Source organism: Aquibium microcysteis, assembly GCF_014495845.1.
Lineage (GTDB): Bacteria > Pseudomonadota > Alphaproteobacteria > Rhizobiales > Rhizobiaceae > Aquibium > Aquibium microcysteis.
Map to the genome: position 1 here is coordinate 3440980 of NZ_CP061080.1, position 21010 is coordinate 3461989.

Below are 21010 nucleotides of genomic sequence, written 5' to 3' on the forward strand. Positions count from 1 at the left end.
CAAGGGGGGAGATCGAAGCCTCGTCGACGGTTGCTCAAATCGCCACGGTCGAAAAGCGGATGCGAGTGCACGAACTGCCGATCTCCCCCCTTGGGGGGGGAGATGGCCGGCAGGCCAGAGGGGGTCCCGCTCGCGCTGACATCGGGCGGTAATCTACCCCCTCGCCACCCCGAACGCGTTCGGCCGCAGCACCCTTGCATCTCCCTCTGCCGCGACCGCCAGGCACAGCGAAAGCACGGCGCGCGTGTCGCGCGGATCGATGATGCCGTCGTCCCACAGCCGGGCCGTGCCGTAGAGCGCGGTGGACTGCGCCTCGACGCCGGCGCGGATGCCGGCCGTCATCCTCGACAGCGCCGCCTCGTCGACCGGGCCACCCTTTCCGCGCGTGACGATCTCCATCACCGTCGCCGCCTGCTCGCCGCCCATCACGGCGGTTCGGGCCGACGGCCAGGAGAAGATGAAGCGCGGCGAGAAGCCCCGGCCGCACATGCCGTAATTGCCGGCGCCGTAGGAGCCGCCGACGACCACCGTGAATTTTGGTACGCGGGCATTGGCCACCGCCTGGATCATCTTCGACCCGTGCTTGATCGCCCCCTCGCGCTCGGCCGCGGTGCCGACCATGTAGCCGGTCGTGTTCTGCAGGAAGACCAGCGGCGTACGGGCCTGGTCGCAGAGCTGGATGAACTGCGCCGCCTTCAGCGAACCGGCAGGCATGATCGGTCCGTTGTTGGCCAGGATGCCGACCCGGTGCCCGTCGATCGCCGCGTGGCCGCAGACCGTGTCGGGCGCATAGTCCGCCTTGAATTCGAAGAAATCCGAGCCGTCGGCGATGCGGGCGATCACCTCCTTCATGTCGAAGGGCTGGCGCCCGTCGGCCGGCACGATCCCCATCAGGTCCTCGGCGTCATGCAGCGGCGGTGCGGCGGCGGCGCGCGGGCAGACCGTGTCCCAGGCGAGGTTGCGCATGATCTCGCGGCCGATCGCCAGCGCCTGGACGTCGTCCTCGGCCACGTGTTCGCCGAGCCCGGTGACGCGGCCGTGCAGGTCCGCCCCGCCGAGATCCTCGTCGTCGGCGTCCTCGCCGATCGCCGCCTTCACCAGCGGCGGACCGGCGAGGAAGATCTTCGAGCGGCCGCGCACCAGCACCACGTAGTCCGACAATCCGGGCAGGTAGGCCCCGCCTGCCGTTGACGAACCGTGCACGATGGCAATCTGCGGGATGCCGGCCGCCGACAGCCGCGCCTGGTTGGCGAAGGAACGCCCGCCTTCGACGAACATCTCCGCCTGGTGCAGCAGGTTGGCGCCGCCGCTCTCCACCAGATAGATCAGCGGCAGCCGGTTCTCGAAGGCGAGTTCGTGCAGGCGCAGCGCCTTCTTCAGCCCGATCGGCGGCACCGTGCCGCCCTTGATGCCGCTGTCGGACGCCGACACGATGCAGCGCCGGCCGGCCACCACGCCGATGCCGGCGATCGTGCCGCCGCCCATGGCGTTCTTGTCGCCGTCGTCGTCGTGCATGCGCAGGCCGGCGAGCGTCATTAGTTCGAGGAAGGGCTGGCCGCGGTCGAGCAGGCGCTCGACGCGTTCGCGCGGCAGGATCTGGCCGCGCTGCGCGAACCGGTCGGCGCGCGCAGCCGAGTTGGCGCGGATCTTCGCCTCGAGACCGCGCACCTCCGACAGTTTCGCCGCCATCGCCGCGGCATTGGCGCGGAAGCCTTCGGAGCGCGTGTCGATCCGGGAGACGAGCGCCGGCATCAGCGACCCGCCGAAGGAACGGGGCAAGGCGTCGCAGCGGCGAAACAATCCCCGCGCAGAATGCTTTGACAGGTCAATGCCGGCTCCTCCTCCCGCATCGTTCAAGGCTAGACAACGTTGACGTAAACGTCAATCGGCTGGTAAGGGAGGCGACAGTCACCGGCACCGCACCGACGCGTGACGTCAACGGGCGAGCACGACGTTCGCCGCATCATGGAGAATGACATGAGCCTCGACCAGATCGCCGCCAAGATCGACCAGCGCCTCTCGGGCTCCGGCTTCGACCGGTCCGTGAAGATCGACCTCGGCGCCGACGGCGCCATTCTGATCGACGGCGAGTCTGCCGCGGTCGGCAACGGCGACGCCGACTGCACGATCACCATGAGCAAGGACAATTTCGAGTCGCTCATCGCCGGCGACCTCAACCCCACCGCCGCCTTCATGACCGGCAAGATGAAAGTCGCCGGCGACATGTCCGCCGCCATGGCGCTCAGCCAGGCGCTCTGACGCGAGCCTCCCCGACGGGAGGCCCCCCTCCCGTCGCCGCCCCGCCCCTTCACCGCCGCGCCCCCACCTTCGTCATCCCGGAACGCGCCGTCGAGCGGAGCGAGACGGCACGTATCCGGGATCCATGCCTCGCCGCTCTTCCCCGCGATCCGGTGCACGACGAGGCGCGCGCCGACGCGCGTCTTCGCCGTCCCTCCGCCGGCGCCGCTCCACGGTCTTGGCCGTCGTCACGGTCGTCGCCGCATCCTCCAGCGTCGCCCCCCCTCCGTCGTCGCTTCGCGACGCCACCTCCGCCCCCACTGCGTGGGGTGGAGGACAGGCTGCCACCGGCGCCGCAGCCCGTCCTCCAACCCCACGAAGTGGGGGGAAGGTGCCGAGCGCAGCGAGGCGGAGGGGGGGACCCCGCCGCCCCGAGACGGTAACCCCACAGGCCTGCCTCGCCCGACTTGGCACCCTCCTCCTTCGTCATCCCGGAACGACGTCCGAGCGCAGCGAAGGACGACGTATCCGGGATCCATGCCTCTCCGTCCATGCCCGCGATCGGGTGCACGACGAGGCCTGTCGCCGTCATCCCGGTCGCCTCCACCATCTCCGCCCTCGTCGCCACATCCTGCGTCGCCCCCCTCCGTCGTCGCTACGCGACGCCACCTCCGCCCCCACCTCGTGGGGTGGAGGACGGACGCCGCCAGCATTATCAACGCCTTGCAGAAAATCTGTCCACACCCTTGCCACCTCATCGCAGTCTGGCCGCAGTCGAAGGAGGCAAGACATGCGCGGGGCGGGGCTAAACGGGCGGAAGCTGCGGGAGACGATCGCGCTCCTGCTGTCGCTCGCCGCCAAGGCCGATGCCGCCGCCGGCCGGTCCTTCGTGGTACGCTTTCTGGTGCTGTTCTTCCTGCGCCGCGGCGAACGGGCGGCGCGGGCGAGCGTCGCAAACGCGCTGCAGATCGACCTCGCCGTGGTCGAGGACGAACTCGCGGCCGCCGCCGGGCCGGGCGACGCCAGTCCCTTCGACGCCGCCCTCGTCGCCTGGCGCTACCGCTGGTGCGCGGCGATGCTCTCGGCCGTGCTCGCCACGATGGGCGGCGTCGCCTGGGCGCCCGGCCGCGACCGCATGCCGGACGGGTCCGCCTGCCGGGACGTTGCCTGCCGCGTCCTGCCCGTCCTGCCGCTGCCGCAGGTCCACGACACGTCCTGACGCCGCGCCTGCGGCGCGCCGATCCCCATCCCGAGACCCGACAGGCCGGGCGGCAGGGCCGCTTCCCGGCCCGCAGGCGCTGGCGGAAATGCGGGGGGGAAATCCGGGGACAGTTTAAGCAATTCGACCCGAAGACCGACCCGGAAGGAGGGGAAGGGTGTCGAATTGAGCAAACCGTCCCCGCATTCCTGCCCGTTGAATCCGCCCCACCCGTCGGGCGGAATTCGGTAGGCCGTCCCCGCATTTCCGGCCGGCCTTCGATGACGGAACCGGTGTCCCGGCGCCGTCCCGCGCCTACGCCGCCAGCCGCCGCCGCTCCGCCTTCGCCTTGCGGCCGGCCGCCGTCAGCGTCCCCGCCGCCCCGTCGAGCCAGCCCTCGATCAGTTCGAGCGCCAGGAAGCGTCCCTTTTCATAGGGGCCGGGCATCGACAGCGCGTCGGTCTTCTCCGCCGAGAAGCCGAAGCGGGCATAGTAGGGCGCGTCGCCGACGAGCAGGATCGCGCCGTGGCCGAGCCGCCGCGCCTCGCCGATCGCATGCCGCATCAGCGCGGAGCCGATGCCGCTCGATTTGACCGACGGATCGACGGCGAGCGGGCCGAGCAGCAGCGCCGGCGCGCCGCCTTCGCCCGCCGTCACGTCCCACAGCCGCACCGTGCCGACGAGCCGGCCGTCGCCGTCCTTCGCGCAGAAGGCGAGGCCTTCCGAAGGACGCCGCCCGCGCCGCAGCTTCTCCGACGCCTTGCGCCTGCGCCCCGGCCCCATGGCCCGGTCGAGCAGCGCCTCGCGTGCGGCGACGTCGCCGGGGGCTTCGCAAAGAATGGAGGGAGCGATGTCGATGGCGAGGTTTGGGTTCATCTGCGCGATCCTTCACAAGCGGATGAAAAGTCCACGAGCGGACCCGTCGCCGGGGGCGTTCCCCCCGGCGGCAGGCATGATCCGGCGGCGTCCGGCTGGGTCAGCCGGCGAGCCGTCAGATCACGTAGGATCGGAGCGGCTCGAAGCCGTTGAAGGCGACCGAGGCGTAGGTCGTCGTGTAGGCGCCCGTGCCCTCGATCAGCACCTCGTCGCCGATGGTCAGCGACAGCGGCAGCGGATAGGGCGTCTTCTCGTAGAGCACGTCGGCCGAGTCGCATGTCGGGCCGGCGAGCACGCAGGGCGACTTCTCGTCTCCGTCCCGCGGGGTCACGATCGGGTAGCGGATCGCCTCGTCCATCGTCTCGGCGAGACCGCCGAACTTGCCGATGTCGAGATAGACCCAGCGCACGTTGTCGTTGTCGGCCTTCTTGGAGATCAGCACGACTTCCGACTTGATGACGCCCGCATTGCCGACCATGCCGCGGCCCGGCTCGATGATGGTCTCCGGGATCTGGTTGCCGAAATGCTTCGACAGCGCCTCGAAGATCGCCTGGCCGTAGGCCTGCGCTACCGGCACGTCGCGCAGGTAGCGCGTCGGGAAGCCGCCGCCCATGTTGACCATCTTGAGCACGATGCCCTCTTCGGCCAGCGTCGCGAAGACCCGCTTGGCGTCGCCCAGCGCGCGGTCCCAGGCGGTCAGGTCGCACTGCTGCGAACCGACGTGGAACGACACGCCATAGGCGTCGAGGCCGAGCTCGCGCGAGCGGCGCAGCACGTCGACGGCCATCGCCGGCACGCAGCCGAACTTGCGCGACAGCGGCCACTCGGCGCCCTCGCCGTCGGTGAGCACGCGGCAGAAAACGCGGCTGCCGGGGGCGGCGCGCGCCACCTTCTCGACCTCCTCCACGCAGTCCACCGCGAACAGGCGGATGCCGAGCTCGAAGGCGCGCGCGATGTCGCGCTCCTTCTTGATCGTGTTGCCGAAGGAGATGCGCTCGGCCGGCGCGCCGGCATCCATCGCCATCTCCACCTCGGCGACCGAGGCGGTGTCGAAGGACGAGCCCATCGAGGCGAGCAGGCGCAGGATCTCGGGTGCCGGGTTCGCCTTCACCGCGTAGTAGATCCTGCTCTGCGGCAGCGCCTTCTCGAAGGCGCGGAAATTCTCGGCGACCACGTCGAGGTCGACCACCAGGCAGGGGCCGGCCGGACGTCGGGTGGCGAGGAAGTCGAGGATACGCTGGGTGGCCATCGGGTCTCTCCATTCGCGCCATCGAGACGCGCGCAAGCAGGCTCTGCGACGCCGGCCGTCAGCCGCGCGAACACAGGGTGGACAAAGTCGAGACGTCGATGGCGTGGAGCCAGCCGGTGGAGACCCCGGAACCACGCAATGCCGTCTCGCGGCGATGGATCACGACCGCCCGGCCGTTCTCCGCTTTGTCTGCCTTGGCTTGGATGGGAGATCCCAACCGCACTGCCGGCAATGATGGTGTGCCTCTTCAGTAACCCCGGTCTTTGGACGACCGGAAGAGAACCAGAAAGGCCCGCACCGTCGTTGCTTCAAGGTGTCCTCGGATCGGCGGTTGGCCGTCGAACCGACCGGAGGGGTTAGCTCCGGTTACCTTACCGATATCCTCGCCATTCGAGGGACCAGCGGACACCCACAGGCACGTGCGACTTTGGGCAAGCGCGGATATAGGGACGTGGCCTGTCACAATCAATCGTTTTTTTCGGCCGCGCGTTGGCGTAGCGTAAGGCGATCCCGGGAGGCCGTTCGGCCGTCCCCGACGCGTCCCCGTCAGCAGGCGGCCCTCCCCGTGCAGATCCCGTTGCCATTGCTGATCGCCGCGACGCTGACGCTGGTCGGCCTGCCCGTCTACGCGATCTGGGACGCCTTCCGTCCCATGCGCCGGCGCCGGCTGCAGGCGAAGGCCGAGGGTCCGGCGACCCGGTCCACCGGCGCAACGGCCCACCCGCCGGACGCCTCCGGCATCGCCGCGGCGGTGGCGCTGGACGGCGGCGGAGCGGCGGACGGCCGGTCGCCCCCGCCGCAGGTCCCTTCCGTCGAAACTCCCGCGGAGCGGCGAATCACCGCGGCGGAGGCCGAGCGGATCCTGGCGGCGCTCGAGACCTGCGTGACGGTCGCCGATCCCAATCGCGTGGGCCGCGATCTCGTGCGGATCGGCCGGCTGGCGGGGCCGGGCTTCGCCGAACGCGTGGCCGGCTTCGTGCAGCACCGGTCGCTCCAGCCCGACTGGCGCATCGTCGCGCTCGACATGGACCTCGTGCTGTTCGACGGCTCCTGGCGCGACCCGGCCGACGCGGACCTGCCGCTGCGCTTCGAGGAGGCCTGCCACCCGCAGGTCGAAGCCGCGATCGCCCGTCTGGACGCGGCCTTCGACGATGCCGACGACGGCGTCGTCGACAACGCGGCCGACATTGCCGCCATCCTCGTCGAGCAAGGCCATCTCGACGCCGGCTTCCGGGCGCGGCTGCGGACCGGGCTGCGCCGCGCCCGGAGGCGGCAGGGGCCGAAGCTCAGCGGGCTCGACCGGCTCGAGTGGGCGCTCGGCCGCGACGCGGTGGACAGGGCCGAAGCGACGGTCGCCGCCGCCGCCCCGCTTGCGCAATCGTATCCGCTGAACGATGCTCGCGCCGACGTTTCACCGGCAGAGACGATGACCCGCATGCCCGACCCCTTCCACGCCTTCCTCGACCGCGACGAGCCCCTGCCGCCGCACGCGCCGTCCGGGCCGCTCGTCGGCCTGACGCTGGCGGTGAAGGACATCTACGACGTCGCCGGCCAGCGCACCGGCGGCGGCAATCCGCAGAAGCTCGCCGAAGCACAGCCGGCGGAGCGCACCGCTCCCGCCGTGCAGGCGCTGCTCGAAGCCGGCGCGCGCTTCGTCGGCCGCACGCAGACCGACGAACTGACCTTCTCGCTGATGGGCCAGAACGCCCACTACCCCTTCCCCGTCAATCCGGCCGCCCCCGGGCGCGTCACCGGCGGCTCGTCGTCCGGATCGGCGGCGGCAGTGGCCGGCGGGCTCGCCGACATCGCGCTCGGCTCCGACACCGGCGGCTCGATCCGCGGCCCGGCGAGCTTCTGCGGCCTGATCGGCCTGCGATTGACCCACGGCGCGGTGTCGCTCAAGGGCGCCATGCCGCTCGCCCCCTCCCTCGACACCTTCGGCTGGTTCGCGAAGGACGTCGCGACCTACGAGCGGGTGGCCGACGTTCTTTTGCCCACTGACTCGAGGGCTGGGGAATGCTCGTGGCGGCCACTGCGAATCACCACCCTCGACGACCTCGTCCTTGGCCCCGCCGAGCGCGACGAATACGAGCGGATGGTCTCCGCCGCCGCACGCGTCATCGGCACGCCGGAGGCGGCGGCGCCCCTGCCGCAGTCGATCGACGATCTCTACTGGGCCTTCCGCCGCATCCAGGCCGCCGAGGCCTGGGCCGTCCACGGCCCGTTCATCTCGTCGGGCGACCGCAGGCTCGGGCCGGGCGTGAAGGAGCGCTTCGAATTCGGCGCCACCATCGACGCCGCCACCGTGCAGCGCGAGACCGCCTTGCGCGACGCCTTCCGCGCCGCGCTCGCCGACCGGCTGGGCGACGACGGCCTCCTCGTGCTCCCCACCATGCCCGGCGCCGCACCGCTGGCCGACACCGGCTTCGACGCCATCCAGGCCTACCGCGAGCGCGCCCTGCGGCTGCTCTGCCTCTCCGGCCTCGCCGGCGTCCCGCAGATCACCCTGCCGCTCGGCGCGATCGACGGCGGACCCTTCGGCCTCTCGCTTCTCGGGCCCGCTGGCAGCGACCGCGCCCTCCTCCGCCTCGCCCGCACCATCCTCGCCAGCACCGGGAGCGCCTGAATGGACACCCTCACCCGCATGCGCGCCTTCATCGACGGGGAGTGAGGGATACCCGACCGCGCTACGGGTCAGCGTCCCTTGCGCGACGACCGGCGCCGCGCCTTCGGCGCGGGCGGCGGCGGCGTCGCCCGGCCGGGCCGCGACAGCCGCTCGAACAGCTGCCGCGCCGCCGGCCGCATCTCGGGGTTGACATCGTTCAGGAAAGCCTCGCCGCGCACGACGGCCACCAGCGCCGCATGAACCGGCGCGGAGCGGTCGGCATGGCCGCTCGCCTCGAACCAGGCGATCGCCGCCTCCCCATGCCCCCGCGCCGCGGCGATGCGCAGGAAGCGCATCAGGTCGTCGAAGAAGCTCCATCCGCCGTCGTCGAGCCCTTCGTCGAGAACCTTGCCGAGGCCGGCGAAGGCATTGCCGAGATTGCCGGACACCAGCTCGATCCCCGCCGACAGCAGCTGTTGGCCAGTTTCGGGCATCCCATCCAGCCCGGCAACGACCGCCCGGGCAGCCTCCGCCTCGCCTTTCGCGAGCAGCAGCCAGGCGAGATTCGCGCTGGCGGGCACCGATCCGCCATCGAGCGCCAACGCCAGCCGAAAGGCCGCCTCGGCCTCCGGGATGTCTCCGGTTTCGTCGAAATGAAGGTTACCCTTGTTCACCAGTGCTCGCGCTACTGCTTCGCGTAGCGCCGGCTCCGGCGATTCCGCGAAGCGTGCCACGACGTCGTCGTAGACCGCGACTTCCTCCGCGCTGCGCCCGAGTTCGCCAAGCGCGCACCCCTTGTTCACCATCGCCCGCGCGACTAGCCCGCGCAACGCCAGCTCTGGAGACGCTTCGAAGCGCGCCACGACCTCGTCATAAGCCGCGACTTCATCTGCGCTGCGCCCAAGCGCGCCGAGCGTGATCCCCTTGTTCACCAGCGCCCGCGCGACTGCTTCGCGCAGTGCCGGCTCTGGCGATGCTTCGAAGCGCGCGACCACATCGTCAAAAGCCGTGATCGCCTCCTCACTCCGTCCAAGTGCGCCGAGCCTAACTCCCATGTTCACTAGTGCCCGCGCAACCGGTTCGCGTAGGGTCTGCTCCGGCAAAGCTGCGAAGCGGGCAACGACGTCGCCATAGACCGCAATCGCCTCCTCGCTCCGCCCAAGCGCGCCGAACCTAACTCCCTTGTTCACCAGCGCCATCGCGACCTGATTGAGAAGCGCTGGTTCCTGCGACTCGGCGAAGCGCGCGACGACCTCGTCATAGACTGCAATTGTCTCTTGGGTTTGATCGAGCGCGCCGAGCATAACTCCCTTGTTCACCAGCGCCATCGCGACCTGTTCGAGAAGCGCCGATTCCCGCGACTCCGCGAAGCGCGCGACGACCTCGCTATAGGCTGCAATCGCCTCTTCGCTCCGACCGAGTTCGCCGAGCGTGATGCCCTTGTTCACCAACGCTATCGCGACCTGCTCACGCAATGCGGACCCAGGCGATGCCGCGAAGCGGGCGACGACGTCGCCATAGACTTCAATCGCCTCCTCGCTTCGCCCAAGCGTCCAAAGCCTGACGCCCTTGTACACCAGCGCCCGCGCGACCTCCTCGCGCAAATCCGGATATGCCGCGAACCGCGAGACGACGTCGCCATAGGTCGTGATCGCCTCTTCGGCTCGGTCGAGCGCGTTCCCTTTGTTCACCAGCGCCATCGCGACCTGTTTGCGCAAGCCGGGCTCCGGCGACGCCGCGAAGCGCGAGACGACCTCGTCACAGACCGCGACCGCCTCCTCGCTTCGCCCAATCGCGATGAGGCAGTATGCCTTGTTCACCAGCGCCTTCCCGACCAGTTCTCGCAGTTGCGGCTCCGGCGAGGCACCGAGGCGCACTGCAATGTCTCCATAGACCGTGACAGCCTGCTCGAACCGTCCGGCCTCGATGTGTTCGGCAGCCATATCGAACTGCGCGACGATCTCCGCATCGATCCCTCCCTGCCCCGACGGCGCTGCGATGTCGAAATCTCCGGGCGCGCGCCCAATCCCCGAGAGCGCAACCTCCCGCCGCGCCTCGTCGAACGCGGCGCGGAAATGCGGGTGCCAGCGGCGCGTCGGGCCGTCGCCGTCCGCTTCGAGCGCCATGCGGCCGAGTTCCTCGGAACTGTAGAGCCTTGCCAGAAACAGCGTCAGCCAGCGCAGCCGGTGGCGCGTGCGGCGGGTGCCGTGGCGCATCAGATACCAGATGTTGAGGAAGCGTTCGGCGAGCTGGTAGCCCGACCGCGCGCCGGAGGATGCGACCTCCTCGACGAAGCCGCTCCGCTTCAGGCGGCTGAGATGCGAGGAGATGGTGGTGACCTCGATGCCCGTCGCTTCGGCCAGCGCGCCCGAGCCGATCGGATCCCAGTTGAGCGCGATCGCGTCGATGACGGCCCGCTGCTGGGCCGAGGCATATTCCTCCACGCGCGCCTTGTAGAACGGCGTGACCTGATCGAGCAGCGCTTCCAGATCGGCGAAGATCGTGTCGGTCTCGCTGCGCTCCAGCACCTGGTAGATCAGCGCCAGGACGCGCGGGTTGCCGCCGGTCAGGGCATAGAGGGTGCGGATCCGCTCGGGCTGGCGGGCGAGGATCGCCCGCACCGGCTGGCCCGCCGCGCCGCGCCGGTCGGCAAGCGCGTGCATGCAGGCGAGCAGCTCCGTCTCCGACAGGGGTTCGAGCACGTGCGGATGGAAGAACTCGTAGAAGGGCGCGCCCCGGTCGCTCGCCTGCTGGAGATGCTGCGTCGCGGCGCCGACGACCACCGGGCCGCCCGGCCGCTGCAGGACCTCGCGCAGCCGCCAGGCCTCGGGTCCCTTCAGCGCGTCGAGGATGAGGTCGAGATTGTCGAGCAGGAGAAGCGGCCGCAGGCCGATTTCCGCGCAGGCCGCGAGGAACGCCCCGGCCGATTCCTCGGGATCGCGCCAGGCCGGTCGCTCCATCTCGCGGTCGAGCCGGTCGGCCTGCGCGTCGCTGCCGGTGGCCTCCAGCCATTCCGCCAGCGCATCGCCGCAATTGCGCCACAGGGCGTCCGGGGAGATGACGTTGTATTGCTCCTCGCGAAAGCGCAGCGGCACGAAGGTTCCGGACAGTGCGGCATCCGTGCCGACGCCGATGGCGATGCGGCGCAGGAGCGAGGTCTTACCCATGCCGCGCGCGCCGATCAGCACGAGATGTTCGCTCGGCCCGCCGCCGAGCTGCGCGCGCAGCTGGTTGAGGATCGTCTCCAGCAAGGGCCGCCGCGCGACGAAATTGTCCACGAACGTCTCGTCGTCGAGACGATCCTGATTGTAGAGAGCGATTCCGGGCAGTGAATTCAAGGCTTCTTGTACTCCAGCCAGAAGCGACGCAGCAGGCCCGACCGGAAGGCCCAGCGCTCACCCGTCCGGACGAGATAGCCGTCGCTCTCCAGATCGCGCAGATGCTCGCGCAGCTTCCCGTCGGTCCTGTTGCGCCCGTCCCTGGCGAGCGCGGCGGCGATCGTGGCCTGCTTCTCGCCGTCCGGATGGTCGCAGAGCGTGTCGAGGATGGCGTGCAGATCGGCCGAATCGACGGCGTCGAAATTCTTGTCGATATGCTCCTCCCAGCCCGCGAAATACCCTCTGTGCCGGGGCAGGAGCAACGCTTCGAACGCCCTCTCCACGTCGTCCGCCGAGGCGGACGGCCTGCCGGCGACGTCCGGGCCGGTTGGCGTGATCATCATCGCCAGGTGCCGGAGATAGAACGGCGACAGCCAGCCGAGACCGGTGAACAGCGCATCCGCAGCCTCCCGCGTCATCTCGAAGTCGCGCACGATCCGCTTTTCCCGCAACTCTTCGAGGTAGGAAATCGCCTCGTCGCGGGAAAAGACGTCGAGCGGGACGACGTCGATCCCGAGAAGGGCGCCGCTCATGTCGAAGCGGCGGGTGACGACGTCGAGGCCGATCGATCCAGTCAGGTACCACGCGACGTTCGGATAGGACTGCTGCAGCTTGCGCAGATGATAGAGCAGGTTGCGTGCGGCACCCTGGTCCTTGCGCGCCAGTTCGAGGACGAGGAGCGCGAACTCGTCGATCAGGATCAGCGTCTTCGTGTCCTCGCGGTCGAGCGCCTGGACGAGGGACTCGAGGAAGGCATGGTGATCGATGCGGCCGATCGCGCCGAGCAGGCTTTCGCCCACGCCATCCGCTGAGACCTGCCTGAATCGCTGGGAGAGGTGCGTCCACAGCCGCTTCTTCAGATCCTGCTGTTCCTCGATCCGCGAACACAGGTCGCGCAGGAACGCCTCCTCGGAATCGCGTCCCCCGACGTCGATGCGGATGCATCGCCAGCCCGCGGCGGTCATGTCCTCCGCGATCTTCCCGAGCAGCCAGGTCTTCCCGATGCGACGCGGGGCGATCATGAGAAGGCTCGTACCCGCGCCGAGCCGTGCCTTTATGCCCTGGCGTTCCGTCGGGCGGTGGTGAAGCGGCAGGCTCATGGCGCGGCCTCCATCTGACAAGCACGAATTTAGACATACCTGCATAACTGTCAATCCGCATAAATGCGAACGCGTATAGTGTCGCTCAACATGGCCCCTTGACCTGCGTCGCAGACTGAACAATCCTCCCGTCATCGTCTTTCAACGTCGAACGATGGTATGACCGGCATGGACACCCTTACCCGCATGCGCGCCTTCATCGACGTGGTCGAGGCGGAGGGGTTTTCGGCGGCGGCGCGGAAGATCGGGCGGTCGAAGGCGCTCTTGTCGAAATATGTTCGCGAGCTGGAGGACGAGCTCGGCGCGCTGCTGCTCAACCGTACCACGCGCCAGTTCTCGATGACGGAGGCGGGCCACACCTATTACAAGCGCGCCGTGGAGATCATCCGCGAGATCGACAGCCTGGCCGATACCGTGCGCGAATCCTCCGGGGACGTGCGCGGCCGCATCAAGCTGTCGGCGCCGCGCACCTTCGCCGATGCGCCGATCGGCCAGAGCCTGATCGACTTCGCGCTCGAGCACCCCGACATCGTGCTCGACATCAATCTCGACGACCGTTTCGTCGACCTGGTCGAGGAAGGCTTCGACCTCGCCATCCGCATCTCGCGGCTGGAGAACTCCTCGCTGATCGCCCGACGGCTGTCGCCCTTCAGCGTCCGGCTCTGCGCTTCGCCCGCGCTGATCGCGCGCGTCGGCATGCCGCAGACCCCGCAGCAGCTGGCCTCGCGTCCCTGCATCATCGACACCAACGGCCGCTGGCTGTCCAACTGGCCCTTCAAGGGCGACGGCGGCGAAATGCTGAGCGTGGCGGTGTCGGGGCCGATCGAGGTCAACAGTCCGCTCGCCGCCCGCGCCGCCGCGGTCTCGGGCCTCGGCTTCTCCATCCTGCCCGACTTCATCGCCGCGCCCGAGATCGAGGCCGGCAACCTCGTCGCGCTGATGGACGACCGGATGTATTCGGGCGGCGGCATCTTCGCCGTCTACCCGCACCGCCGCTATCTGCCCGCCAAGGTGCGCGTCTTCGTCGATTTCCTGGTGCAGTGGTTCAAGGAGAAGGGGGCCTTGTGAGGAGACGCCGCAGTCCCAATTCCGCCCGCTTTGTGATAGAGACCTTCGGGCAAATCACCATGTCAGGCAGGGGCCGGTCAGCCGTCCGATGCATCACCTCCCGAGATCGATCCTCCGTTCGATGGCCTGCGCGGCGGCGATCGCCGTCCCGGTGCCGGCCCTTTCCCATCCCCACGTCTTCGCAGAGGCCCGCCTCGACGTGACGGTGACGCCCCAGGGCGACGTCAAGTCGCTGCGCCACCTCTGGCGTTTCGACGACCTCTTCTCCTCCACCGTGCTGCTCGAATTCGATGCCAACAGCGATCTGAAGCTGGATGCCGACGAACTGAAGGAGGTGTCCCGGGTCGTCTACGAATCGATCGGCGAGTACGGCTATTTCCAGATGGTCCGCGTCGACGACAAGCCGGTGGCGATGAAGCCGCCGCCGGGGCTGATGGTCGACTACCAGGATGACCAGCTGATCATCCTGTTCGAATCGGAGCCCGAGAGCGAACTGAAGCTGGCCGGCAAGCTCGATTTCGGCGTCTACGATCCGACGTTCTACACGGCCATCGACTTCATCGAGGACGAGCAGATGTCGATCGACCGTCTGCCGCAGGGATGCGCGAGCGCGGTCGTGCGGCCGGATCCGGACGAGGCACTGGTCCAGAACCAGGCCAAGCTGACCGAGGACTATTTCAACGACCCGACGGTCGAGGACATCGGCGCCCTGTTCGCGACGCGTCTCCAGATCACCTGCGGAGCGGCGGGCTGACATGAACAAGACCGTCGTGCGGGCCGTCTTCGCAGTCCTCGCCGTCACCTACGTGCTGACCCATTTCCTGGGCCACGCCCATGCCCAGAGTTCGCTCGGCATCGGCACCAACGAGGCGGTGCTGCCGCAGACCGGCATCCTGGCGGGCCTGCTCAACTGGGTGAACGTCCAGCAGCAGGGCTTCTACCGGGCGCTCACCGGCGCGTTGAAGGCGATGCGCGAGGATGGCTCGAAGCTCTGGCTGCTGGTCGGCCTGTCCTTCGCCTATGGCGTGTTCCATGCCGCCGGTCCCGGCCACGGCAAGGCGGTCATATCCTCCTACATGCTGGCCAACGAGGTGGCGCTGCGGCGCGGCGTGATGCTGTCCTTCGTGTCTTCGATGCTGCAGGGCGCGACCGCGATCGTCGTCGTGGGGGCAGCCTTCCTCGTCCTGCGCGGCACGGCGCTGTCGATGACCGACGCGACCTGGTTCCTCGAGACCGCGAGCTATGCGCTGGTCACCGCCTTCGGCGCGTGGCTCCTGTGGCAGAAGCTCGCGCCGCGGGTCGCCCGGTGGACGGGCCGCGCACCGGCGCACAGCCTGTCGGCGGCGGCCGTCGCACCCGCCCACGCGCATGCTCATCACCATCATGGCCACGACCATCACGATCACGCCGCCCACGACCATCATCACCATGACCATGCCGCGGGCGAGGTTTGCGCCACCTGCGGCCACGCCCATGCGCCGGACCCGGCGATGATCGCGGGCGACCGCTTCGACTGGCGCACCGCCTGGTCGGCGGTGGCCGCCGTCGGCCTGCGGCCGTGCAGCGGCGCGCTGATCGTGCTCACCTTCTCGTTCCTGAACGGCCTGTGGCTCGGAGGCATCGTCTCGGTCTTCGCCATGGCGATCGGCACGGCGATCACCGTCTCGGCGCTGGCGACCCTGGCCGTCATGGCCAAGACTGTCGCCGTCCGCATGGCCGGCGACGGCCGCACCGGCAACGTCATCCACGCCGGCATAGAGATCGGCGGCGCGGCGCTGGTGTTCCTGCTCGGGCTGGTGCTGCTGACGGCCAGCCTGCAGGCGTGAGTGAAGAATTGCGGGGACGGTGTACTTGATTCGGACCGAGTGCCGTTCATGTACAGTCGCGACATTCGACCGAATTAAGTAAACTGTCCCCGCATTTCCCGCGTGTCCCGCGAAATTCTACGCCATCTCGTCTTCGATATGCGCCCGGATGATCTGGTCGAAACTATCCTCGGCCACGAAGCCCAGCGCCCGCGCGCGCTCGGCCGAGAAACGCGTCGGCCAGTTCTTCACGATCGACCAGACCGTCTCGTCCGGCTCCTCGCGGATCAGCCTGACGACGTTGTTGCCGGCGACCCGCTCCAGCGCCTCGATCTGCTCGCCGACGGTGACCGCGACGCCCGGCATGGTGAGGTTGCGGCGCGGGCCGATGGCGGCGCCGTCGAGACCGGCGGCATGCACGAGGAAGCCCACCGCCGAACGCGGGCTCGCATGGGTGTGCAGCACGCTGCGCGGCACCGGCAGCACGGCCTCGAGACCTGCCAGCGGCTCGCGGATGATGCCGGAGAAGAAGCTCGACGCCGCCTTGTTGGGCTTGCCTGGCCGCACGCAGATCGTCGGCAGGCGGATGCCGACGCCGTCGAGGAAGCCGCGGCGCGAATAGTCGGCGAGCAGCGCTTCGCCGACCAGCTTCTGCGTGCCGTAGGAGGTGAGCGGCGTCGGGTGGAAATCGTCGGGGATGACGTCGGGGAACGGCGCGCCGAAGACGGCGATCGACGAGGTGAAGACGACACGCGGACGATAGCCCTCGCCCGCCTGCCGGATCGCCTCGAACAGCGCCCGCGTACCGTCGAGATTGACGCGATAGCCCTTCTCGAAATCCGCCTCCGCCTCGCCCGAGACGACACCGGCAAGGTGGAAGATCACGTCGGGACGCGGGGCGATCAGCCAGTCGGCCGCGTTCTCGTCGGCGAGATCGCCGGTCATCGCCGAGACCGTGGCGCCCGGAATGTCGGGCGCATGCGGCGGCACGATGTCGTGCAGATGCAGTTCGCCGACGCGCCGGCCGCCGAGGCCGCCGTCGCGGACGATCCGGTCGACAAGTTTGCGGCCGATCATCCCGGCGGCGCCCGTGATCAGGATGCGCATGGTCAGTCTCCTCGTTTCGCGCGTCCGCGCAGCCAGAACACGCCGAAGAAGGCGAGCACGAAGAGGGCGGCGACCACGGCCGCCAGGATCGGCGAAATCTCGCCGAGTGCCAGCATGATCGTCGGCATGAAGAAGGCGACGAGCCCGAACCCGCCCAGGATGAGGAAGGCCGCGATCGCCGCGTTGCGCGTCTTCTCGTCCATCACAGCGTCCATCCGCCGTCGACGGGGATCGCCACGCCCGTCGTGAAGGCGGCTTCGTTCGAGGCGAGGTAGACGGCGAGCGCGGCGATCTCGGACGCCTCGCCGACGCGGCCCATGGGCTGGCGCGAGACGAACATCTCCATCGCCTTGTCGGTGCCGCCCACCGACTTGCCGAGTTCCTCGACGCGCGCCTCCCAGGAGGGCGAGCGCACGGTACCCGGGCAGATGGCATTGCAGCGCACGCCCTGCCGCACGTAATCGATGGCGACGGCCTTCGTCAGGCCGATCACGGCGGCCTTGGTGGCGCCGTAGACATAGCGGTTCGGGGCGCCCTTGATGGAGGAGGCGCCCGAGGACATGTTGACGATCGAGGCCGACGCGCCGGTCTCCCTGGCCCGCGCCAGCATTCCGGGCAGGAAGGCGCGGATCATCCGGTGCATCGATTTCACGTTGAGATCGAAGGAGAAATCGAAGGCCTCGTCGTCGCAGTCGAGCACGGTGCCGTGGTGCACGAAGCCCGCGACGTTGACGAGGATATCGACCGGCCCGACCTTCTGCGCATAGGCGGCGACCGCCTTCGACGACAGCACGTCGAGCTTCGCCTTCTTCGCCTTCGAAAGCCCGTCCAGCTTGTCGCGCGCGATGTCGGAGGCGTGCACGGTCGCCCCCTCGGCCACGAAGGCTTCCGCGATCGCCCGCCCGATGCCCTGCCCGGCGGCCGTCACCACCGCGATCCTGCCCTTCAGTCGTCCCGCCATGTGTCCTCCCGTCCGACGCTCGCGCCGTACTCGGGCGCATCCTTGCCTCTCGACTAGCTAAGGCTTTTGGGCCTCGAACGCAAAGCCACTCTCAGTGCAGATGGCGAGGCGCTGATGGGTCGCCGTGGGGGTGTTCATGTCCGTGGCCATCGTGATGGCTGTCGGCGCAGCAGTCGTATTCCGGCTCGACGGTGGCGTGGCGGATGCCGTGCGTACCGGCGAGACGGCGCTTGATCGCGCCGATGGCGGCGTGTGCGTCGGCACCCGGATCGAGTCTGGCGTGAAGCGTCGCCACGGTTCGCGCGCCGTCGAGCGACCAGACGTGCATGTGATGGACGTCGCGCACCTCCGCCACCGAGGCGACGAGGTCGCGGGCGACGCCATCGCGGTCGATGCCGCCGGGCGTTCCTTCCAGCAGCACGTGGCCTGCGTCGCGCACCAGAGCCCAGGCGCTGCGGAACAGCAGCAACGCCACCAGCACCGACAGGATCGGGTCGATCGGGTACCAGCCCGTGGCGAGGATCACGCCCGCGGCGACCAGCGCCGCCACCGATCCGAGCAGGTCGCCGATGACGTGCAGCAGCGCGCCGCGCATGTTGAGATCGTCGCGGTCGCCGCCGTGCAACACCAGGAAGGCCCCCACGTTGACCGCCAGACCGATCAGCGCGATGACCAGCATCGGCGCGCCGAGAACCGGGCTCGGCTGCTCGAAGCGCTGCCAGGCCTCCCAGACGATCCACGCGCCGATGACGAAGATGGCGAGCCCGTTGGTGTAGGCCACGAGCGTCTTCAGTCTGTCATAGCCGAAGCTCAGCCGCGCCGTCGCCTGCCGTCCGGCGAGATGGAAGGCATACCAGGCAAAGAACAGCGCGACCGAATCGGTCAGCATGTGGCCGGCATCGGCGATCAGCGCCAGCGACCCCGTCAGCACGCCGCCGACGGCTTCCGCCAGCATGAAGCCTCCGGTCAGCAGCGCGGCGATCAGGATGCGCCGCTTGCTGCCGGCGTCAGCGCCATGGGCGTGACCATGATGGTCGTGGCTGCCATGAGGATGTGCGTGAGCGTGTCCCAATCCCGTGTCCTTCCGGCTGTCGGTTCGACGATCGATGGGTTGGCGGTATTCGCCTGCCGTCGCCCATTGGTCTGCCCGGGCAGCCGAAAAGGCAAGCCCCGCAGTGTCGCATGCAACGACGGAGGCGCATCACGGGTTGCGGAAATCCTCCAGCCGGCGGATCTGCCGGCCGGCCGCGTCGAAGTTCGACGGGTCGAGCCAGGCCCGGTAGGCGTCGCGGATCGGCGGCCATTCCTGCGCCAGCAGGGTGAAGACCGCGACGTCCGCACTGCGTCCGTCATGGACGTAGCGCTGGCGGATGACGCCGTCGCGGTGCCAGCCGATTCGCGCGATGTGTTGCAGCGCCGCTTCGTTGTCGAGCGCGATATGGCATTCGTAGCGCCGGAAACCGCAGGTGTCGAAGACCATGGATCCCATGAGATAGGCCACCTCGGTGGACCCCGTTGCACGCCGCATCGACCCGCCGACCGCCGAGAGTGCGAGTTCGACCGATCCGTGCACGTAGTCGATCGCGCTGAGGCAGCGGACGCCCGTCGCACGTCCGCTCGCCTTGTCGATGAGCGCGAAATAGAGCCGTCGCGGCCGCCGACGGCGGAACGGCCGGGCGAGCCGGTGGAGCAGCGTCGCGCGGCTCGCCGTGGCAAATGCCCGGAAGAAGGCGTCCCGGCCGTCGAAGTGCGGCAGTCCCGTGTGTCTCAGGTGCTTCGAAACCGTTTCGGCCGTCCCGCCGAAAGCCTCCCAGAGGTCGCCGCCGTGGCGGCGCAGGTCGAGCGGGACGATGCGGGCGTACCGCCCTTCGATGGGCGTGAGCGGGATGTCGCGGGCGCCCCGCCAGTTCCTGACCTCGACGCTCACGAGAACACCTCCCGGATGAGGCAGGGCGTTACCGGCGACAATGTTCCAAGCGCCGAACCTGCCGTCCTTCACTATCGAAGTTCACCGGATCGAGCCAGCGTTCGAAGGCCTCGCGCAGAGCCGGCCACTCGCCGTCGACGATCGAGAACCAGGCCGTGTCCCGGTTCTCGCCCTTGACGATCAGGTGCTGGCGGAAGACGCCCTCGAAGGTGAAGCCGAAGCGCACGGCCGCCCGCTTGGACGGTTCGTTGCGGTCGTTGCACTTCCACTCGTAGCGACGGTAACCGAGATCGTCGAAGACATGGCGGGCGAAGAGGAAGAAGGCCTCGGTGGCGGCCGGCCGCCGCGCCATGTCCGGACCCCAGCAGATGTTGCCGATCTCGATCACGCCGAAGGCCGGATCGATGCGCATCAGCGTCTGCCGACCGAGCACGCTGCCCGTCGTCCTGTCCACGACGGCGTAGAACAGGGGGTCCTCGCTCGCCGCCGACTTCTCCAGCCAGGGCTGGAAGGCGGCGCGGTCGGCGGGCGGATATTCGAACAGCCAGCGGAACCGCTCCTCCGCGCCCGGAGCCGTCGACGCCGCGTACAGGCCGTCGCCATGCCGGGCGGCATCGAGCGGCTCCAGCCGCACCAGCCGGCCTTCGAGCGTCGTGCGCTGGGGACGTGGGCGGGGCGTCCAGGTGGAGAGGTCGGACACATGCGGCTCCTTGAAAGCAGGCGGGTGGCAGCATATGCTTCCGGCATGCTTTCATCCACTCCGTTTGCGAAAGCTCAACCGGCGATCGGGTCATGGCCATCACCATCCGCAACAAGGCGACGGAAGACCTGATCCGCAGAATCGGCAGCCGCACGGGCGAAGGCCCGAGCGCCGTCATTCGCCGGTTGGCCGAGAAGGAAGAGGGAAAAAACCTGCCCGGCGTACCCGAAGCCGAAGTGCAACGGCGCATCGCGGAGTTCGAGGCGATCGCGAGGAAGTTTCCGCCGCCCGATCCGAAGCCATCCTGGGCGGAAATCGAGCGGGAGATGGATGAGATTTTCGACGACGCTCCAGATGATGGATGGATGTCACGGTCAGTTCGACGACCATGATCGTTGTAGACACATCGGTGCTCGCCAGGATGTTCCTTCGCGAAAATGGCTACCAAACGCTCCAGCGAGCTGTCTTTGCTTCCGTTTCGGCCCAGGTCCCGGTGTGCTGCGTGGTCGAATTCGTAGCCCTTCGCCGTCTCGGCGAATCCCGCATGGCATGGTTGGAACGGTTCCTCGATCGCAAAAGCGTTCATGTGGTGGGCGTGGGCCCCGAACACGGGGAACTGGCGACGCATGCCGCACTGAAGTACGGAAAGGGTTCCGGTCATCCGGCGCAGCTAAACTTTGGCGACTGCCTCGTCTATGCCGTGGCCCGGTATCGCGACCTGCCTCTCCTTTTCGTCGGTGACGATTTCGGCCGGACCGACGTGATCCCGGCACTACCCCAAAGCATCACAGGATAGACC

At 68.8% G+C, this 21010-nt stretch carries 19 protein-coding genes and 1 pseudogene; 8 read left to right on the top strand and 12 right to left on the bottom strand.

Annotation, left to right across the window (positions count from 1 at the left end):
* Positions 1-153: 153 nt before the first annotated feature.
* Positions 154-1752 (bottom strand): acyl-CoA carboxylase subunit beta, encoded by a 1599-nt coding sequence (locus tag IAI54_RS16030; protein ID WP_187968153.1) that lies wholly within the window; start codon positions 1750-1752, stop codon positions 154-156.
* Positions 1753-1977: 225 nt separating this feature from the next.
* Here IAI54_RS16030 and IAI54_RS16035 point away from each other — a divergent pair, with 225 nt between their 5' ends.
* Positions 1978-2259 (top strand): SCP2 sterol-binding domain-containing protein, encoded by a 282-nt coding sequence (locus IAI54_RS16035; protein WP_187968154.1) that lies wholly within the window; start codon positions 1978-1980, stop codon positions 2257-2259.
* Positions 2260-3028: 769 nt separating this feature from the next.
* Complete coding sequence (locus IAI54_RS16040) at positions 3029-3457, top strand: hypothetical protein (RefSeq protein ID WP_187968155.1); 429 nt, start codon at positions 3029-3031, stop codon at positions 3455-3457.
* Positions 3458-3751: 294 nt separating this feature from the next.
* Here the strand turns inward: IAI54_RS16040 and IAI54_RS16045 are convergent, their stop codons facing one another.
* Positions 3752-4312 carry a GNAT family N-acetyltransferase gene (locus IAI54_RS16045; protein ID WP_187968156.1) on the bottom strand — a complete coding sequence of 187 codons (561 nt, stop codon included), beginning with the start codon at positions 4310-4312 and terminating at the stop codon, positions 3752-3754.
* A 115-nt stretch (positions 4313-4427) separates the two neighbouring features.
* A complete protein-coding gene (gene odc2 / locus IAI54_RS16050; protein WP_187968157.1) occupies positions 4428-5561 on the bottom strand; it encodes an ornithine/lysine decarboxylase in 1134 nt (377 codons plus the stop codon).
* Between the two features lie 1426 nt (positions 5562-6987).
* Here odc2 and IAI54_RS16055 point away from each other — a divergent pair.
* Positions 6988-8187, top strand: a complete 1200-nt coding sequence (locus IAI54_RS16055; protein WP_187973188.1) for an amidase — start codon at positions 6988-6990, stop codon at positions 8185-8187.
* A gap of 68 nt (positions 8188-8255) precedes the next feature.
* Here the strand turns inward: IAI54_RS16055 and IAI54_RS16060 are convergent, their stop codons facing one another.
* The 3 genes and pseudogenes from IAI54_RS16060 to IAI54_RS16065 all read right to left on the bottom strand — a co-directional run bounded on the left by IAI54_RS16060 (position 8256) and on the right by IAI54_RS16065 (position 12643).
* Complete coding sequence (locus IAI54_RS16060) at positions 8256-10829, bottom strand: tetratricopeptide repeat protein (protein WP_235679069.1); 2574 nt, start codon at positions 10827-10829, stop codon at positions 8256-8258.
* A 252-nt stretch (positions 10830-11081) separates the two neighbouring features.
* Positions 11082-11444 (bottom strand): annotated as a pseudogene (locus IAI54_RS29315) (ATP-binding protein); the annotation flags it as partial.
* 56 nt (positions 11445-11500) lie between these two features.
* Complete coding sequence (locus IAI54_RS16065) at positions 11501-12643, bottom strand: ATP-binding protein (protein WP_187968159.1); 1143 nt, start codon at positions 12641-12643, stop codon at positions 11501-11503.
* A 168-nt stretch (positions 12644-12811) separates the two neighbouring features.
* Between IAI54_RS16065 and IAI54_RS16070 the strand changes: the two genes are divergently transcribed.
* From IAI54_RS16070 to IAI54_RS16080, 3 genes are all read left to right on the top strand, one after another.
* Positions 12812-13711, top strand: a complete 900-nt coding sequence (locus IAI54_RS16070) for a LysR family transcriptional regulator (RefSeq protein ID WP_187968160.1) — start codon at positions 12812-12814, stop codon at positions 13709-13711.
* Between the two features lie 88 nt (positions 13712-13799).
* A complete protein-coding gene (locus tag IAI54_RS16075) occupies positions 13800-14465 on the top strand; it encodes a DUF1007 family protein (RefSeq protein WP_187968161.1) in 666 nt (221 codons plus the stop codon).
* A gap of 1 nt (position 14466) precedes the next feature.
* Positions 14467-15537, top strand: a complete 1071-nt coding sequence (locus IAI54_RS16080; protein ID WP_187968162.1) for a nickel/cobalt transporter — start codon at positions 14467-14469, stop codon at positions 15535-15537.
* 117 nt (positions 15538-15654) lie between these two features.
* Here IAI54_RS16080 and denD read toward each other — a convergent pair whose 3' ends face one another.
* The 6 genes from denD to IAI54_RS16110 form a co-directional block, all read right to left on the bottom strand.
* Positions 15655-16623, bottom strand: a complete 969-nt coding sequence (gene denD / locus IAI54_RS16085; protein WP_187968163.1) for a D-erythronate dehydrogenase — start codon at positions 16621-16623, stop codon at positions 15655-15657.
* Positions 16624-16625: 2 nt separating this feature from the next.
* Positions 16626-16826 (bottom strand): hypothetical protein, encoded by a 201-nt coding sequence (locus tag IAI54_RS16090; protein WP_187968164.1) that lies wholly within the window; start codon positions 16824-16826, stop codon positions 16626-16628.
* On the bottom strand, positions 16826-17584 hold the full coding sequence (locus IAI54_RS16095; protein ID WP_187968165.1) for an SDR family oxidoreductase: 759 nt from the start codon (positions 17582-17584) through the stop codon (positions 16826-16828). The genes IAI54_RS16090 and IAI54_RS16095 overlap by 1 nt, the downstream gene beginning before the upstream one ends.
* A 91-nt stretch (positions 17585-17675) precedes the next feature.
* Entirely contained in the window at positions 17676-18656 is a 981-nt protein-coding gene (locus IAI54_RS16100) for a cation diffusion facilitator family transporter (RefSeq protein ID WP_187968166.1), read from the bottom strand.
* 129 nt (positions 18657-18785) lie between these two features.
* The gene (locus IAI54_RS16105) at positions 18786-19511 is read right to left on the bottom strand and encodes a GNAT family N-acetyltransferase (RefSeq protein WP_187968167.1); all 726 of its coding nucleotides are present in this window, start codon (positions 19509-19511) and stop codon (positions 18786-18788) included.
* Positions 19512-19539: 28 nt separating this feature from the next.
* Positions 19540-20211: a GNAT family N-acetyltransferase gene (locus tag IAI54_RS16110; RefSeq protein WP_187968168.1), complete on the bottom strand. Its 672-nt coding sequence runs from the start codon at positions 20209-20211 to the stop codon at positions 19540-19542.
* 92 nt (positions 20212-20303) lie between these two features.
* On the opposite strand from IAI54_RS16110, the gene IAI54_RS16115 reads away from it, so the two are divergent.
* Positions 20304-20603 carry a type II toxin-antitoxin system VapB family antitoxin gene (locus tag IAI54_RS16115; RefSeq protein WP_187968169.1) on the top strand — a complete coding sequence of 100 codons (300 nt, stop codon included), beginning with the start codon at positions 20304-20306 and terminating at the stop codon, positions 20601-20603.
* Positions 20573-21007 (top strand): type II toxin-antitoxin system VapC family toxin, encoded by a 435-nt coding sequence (locus tag IAI54_RS16120; RefSeq protein WP_187968170.1) that lies wholly within the window; start codon positions 20573-20575, stop codon positions 21005-21007. Before IAI54_RS16115 ends, IAI54_RS16120 begins: the two co-directional genes overlap by 31 nt.
* Positions 21008-21010 lie beyond the last annotated feature (3 nt).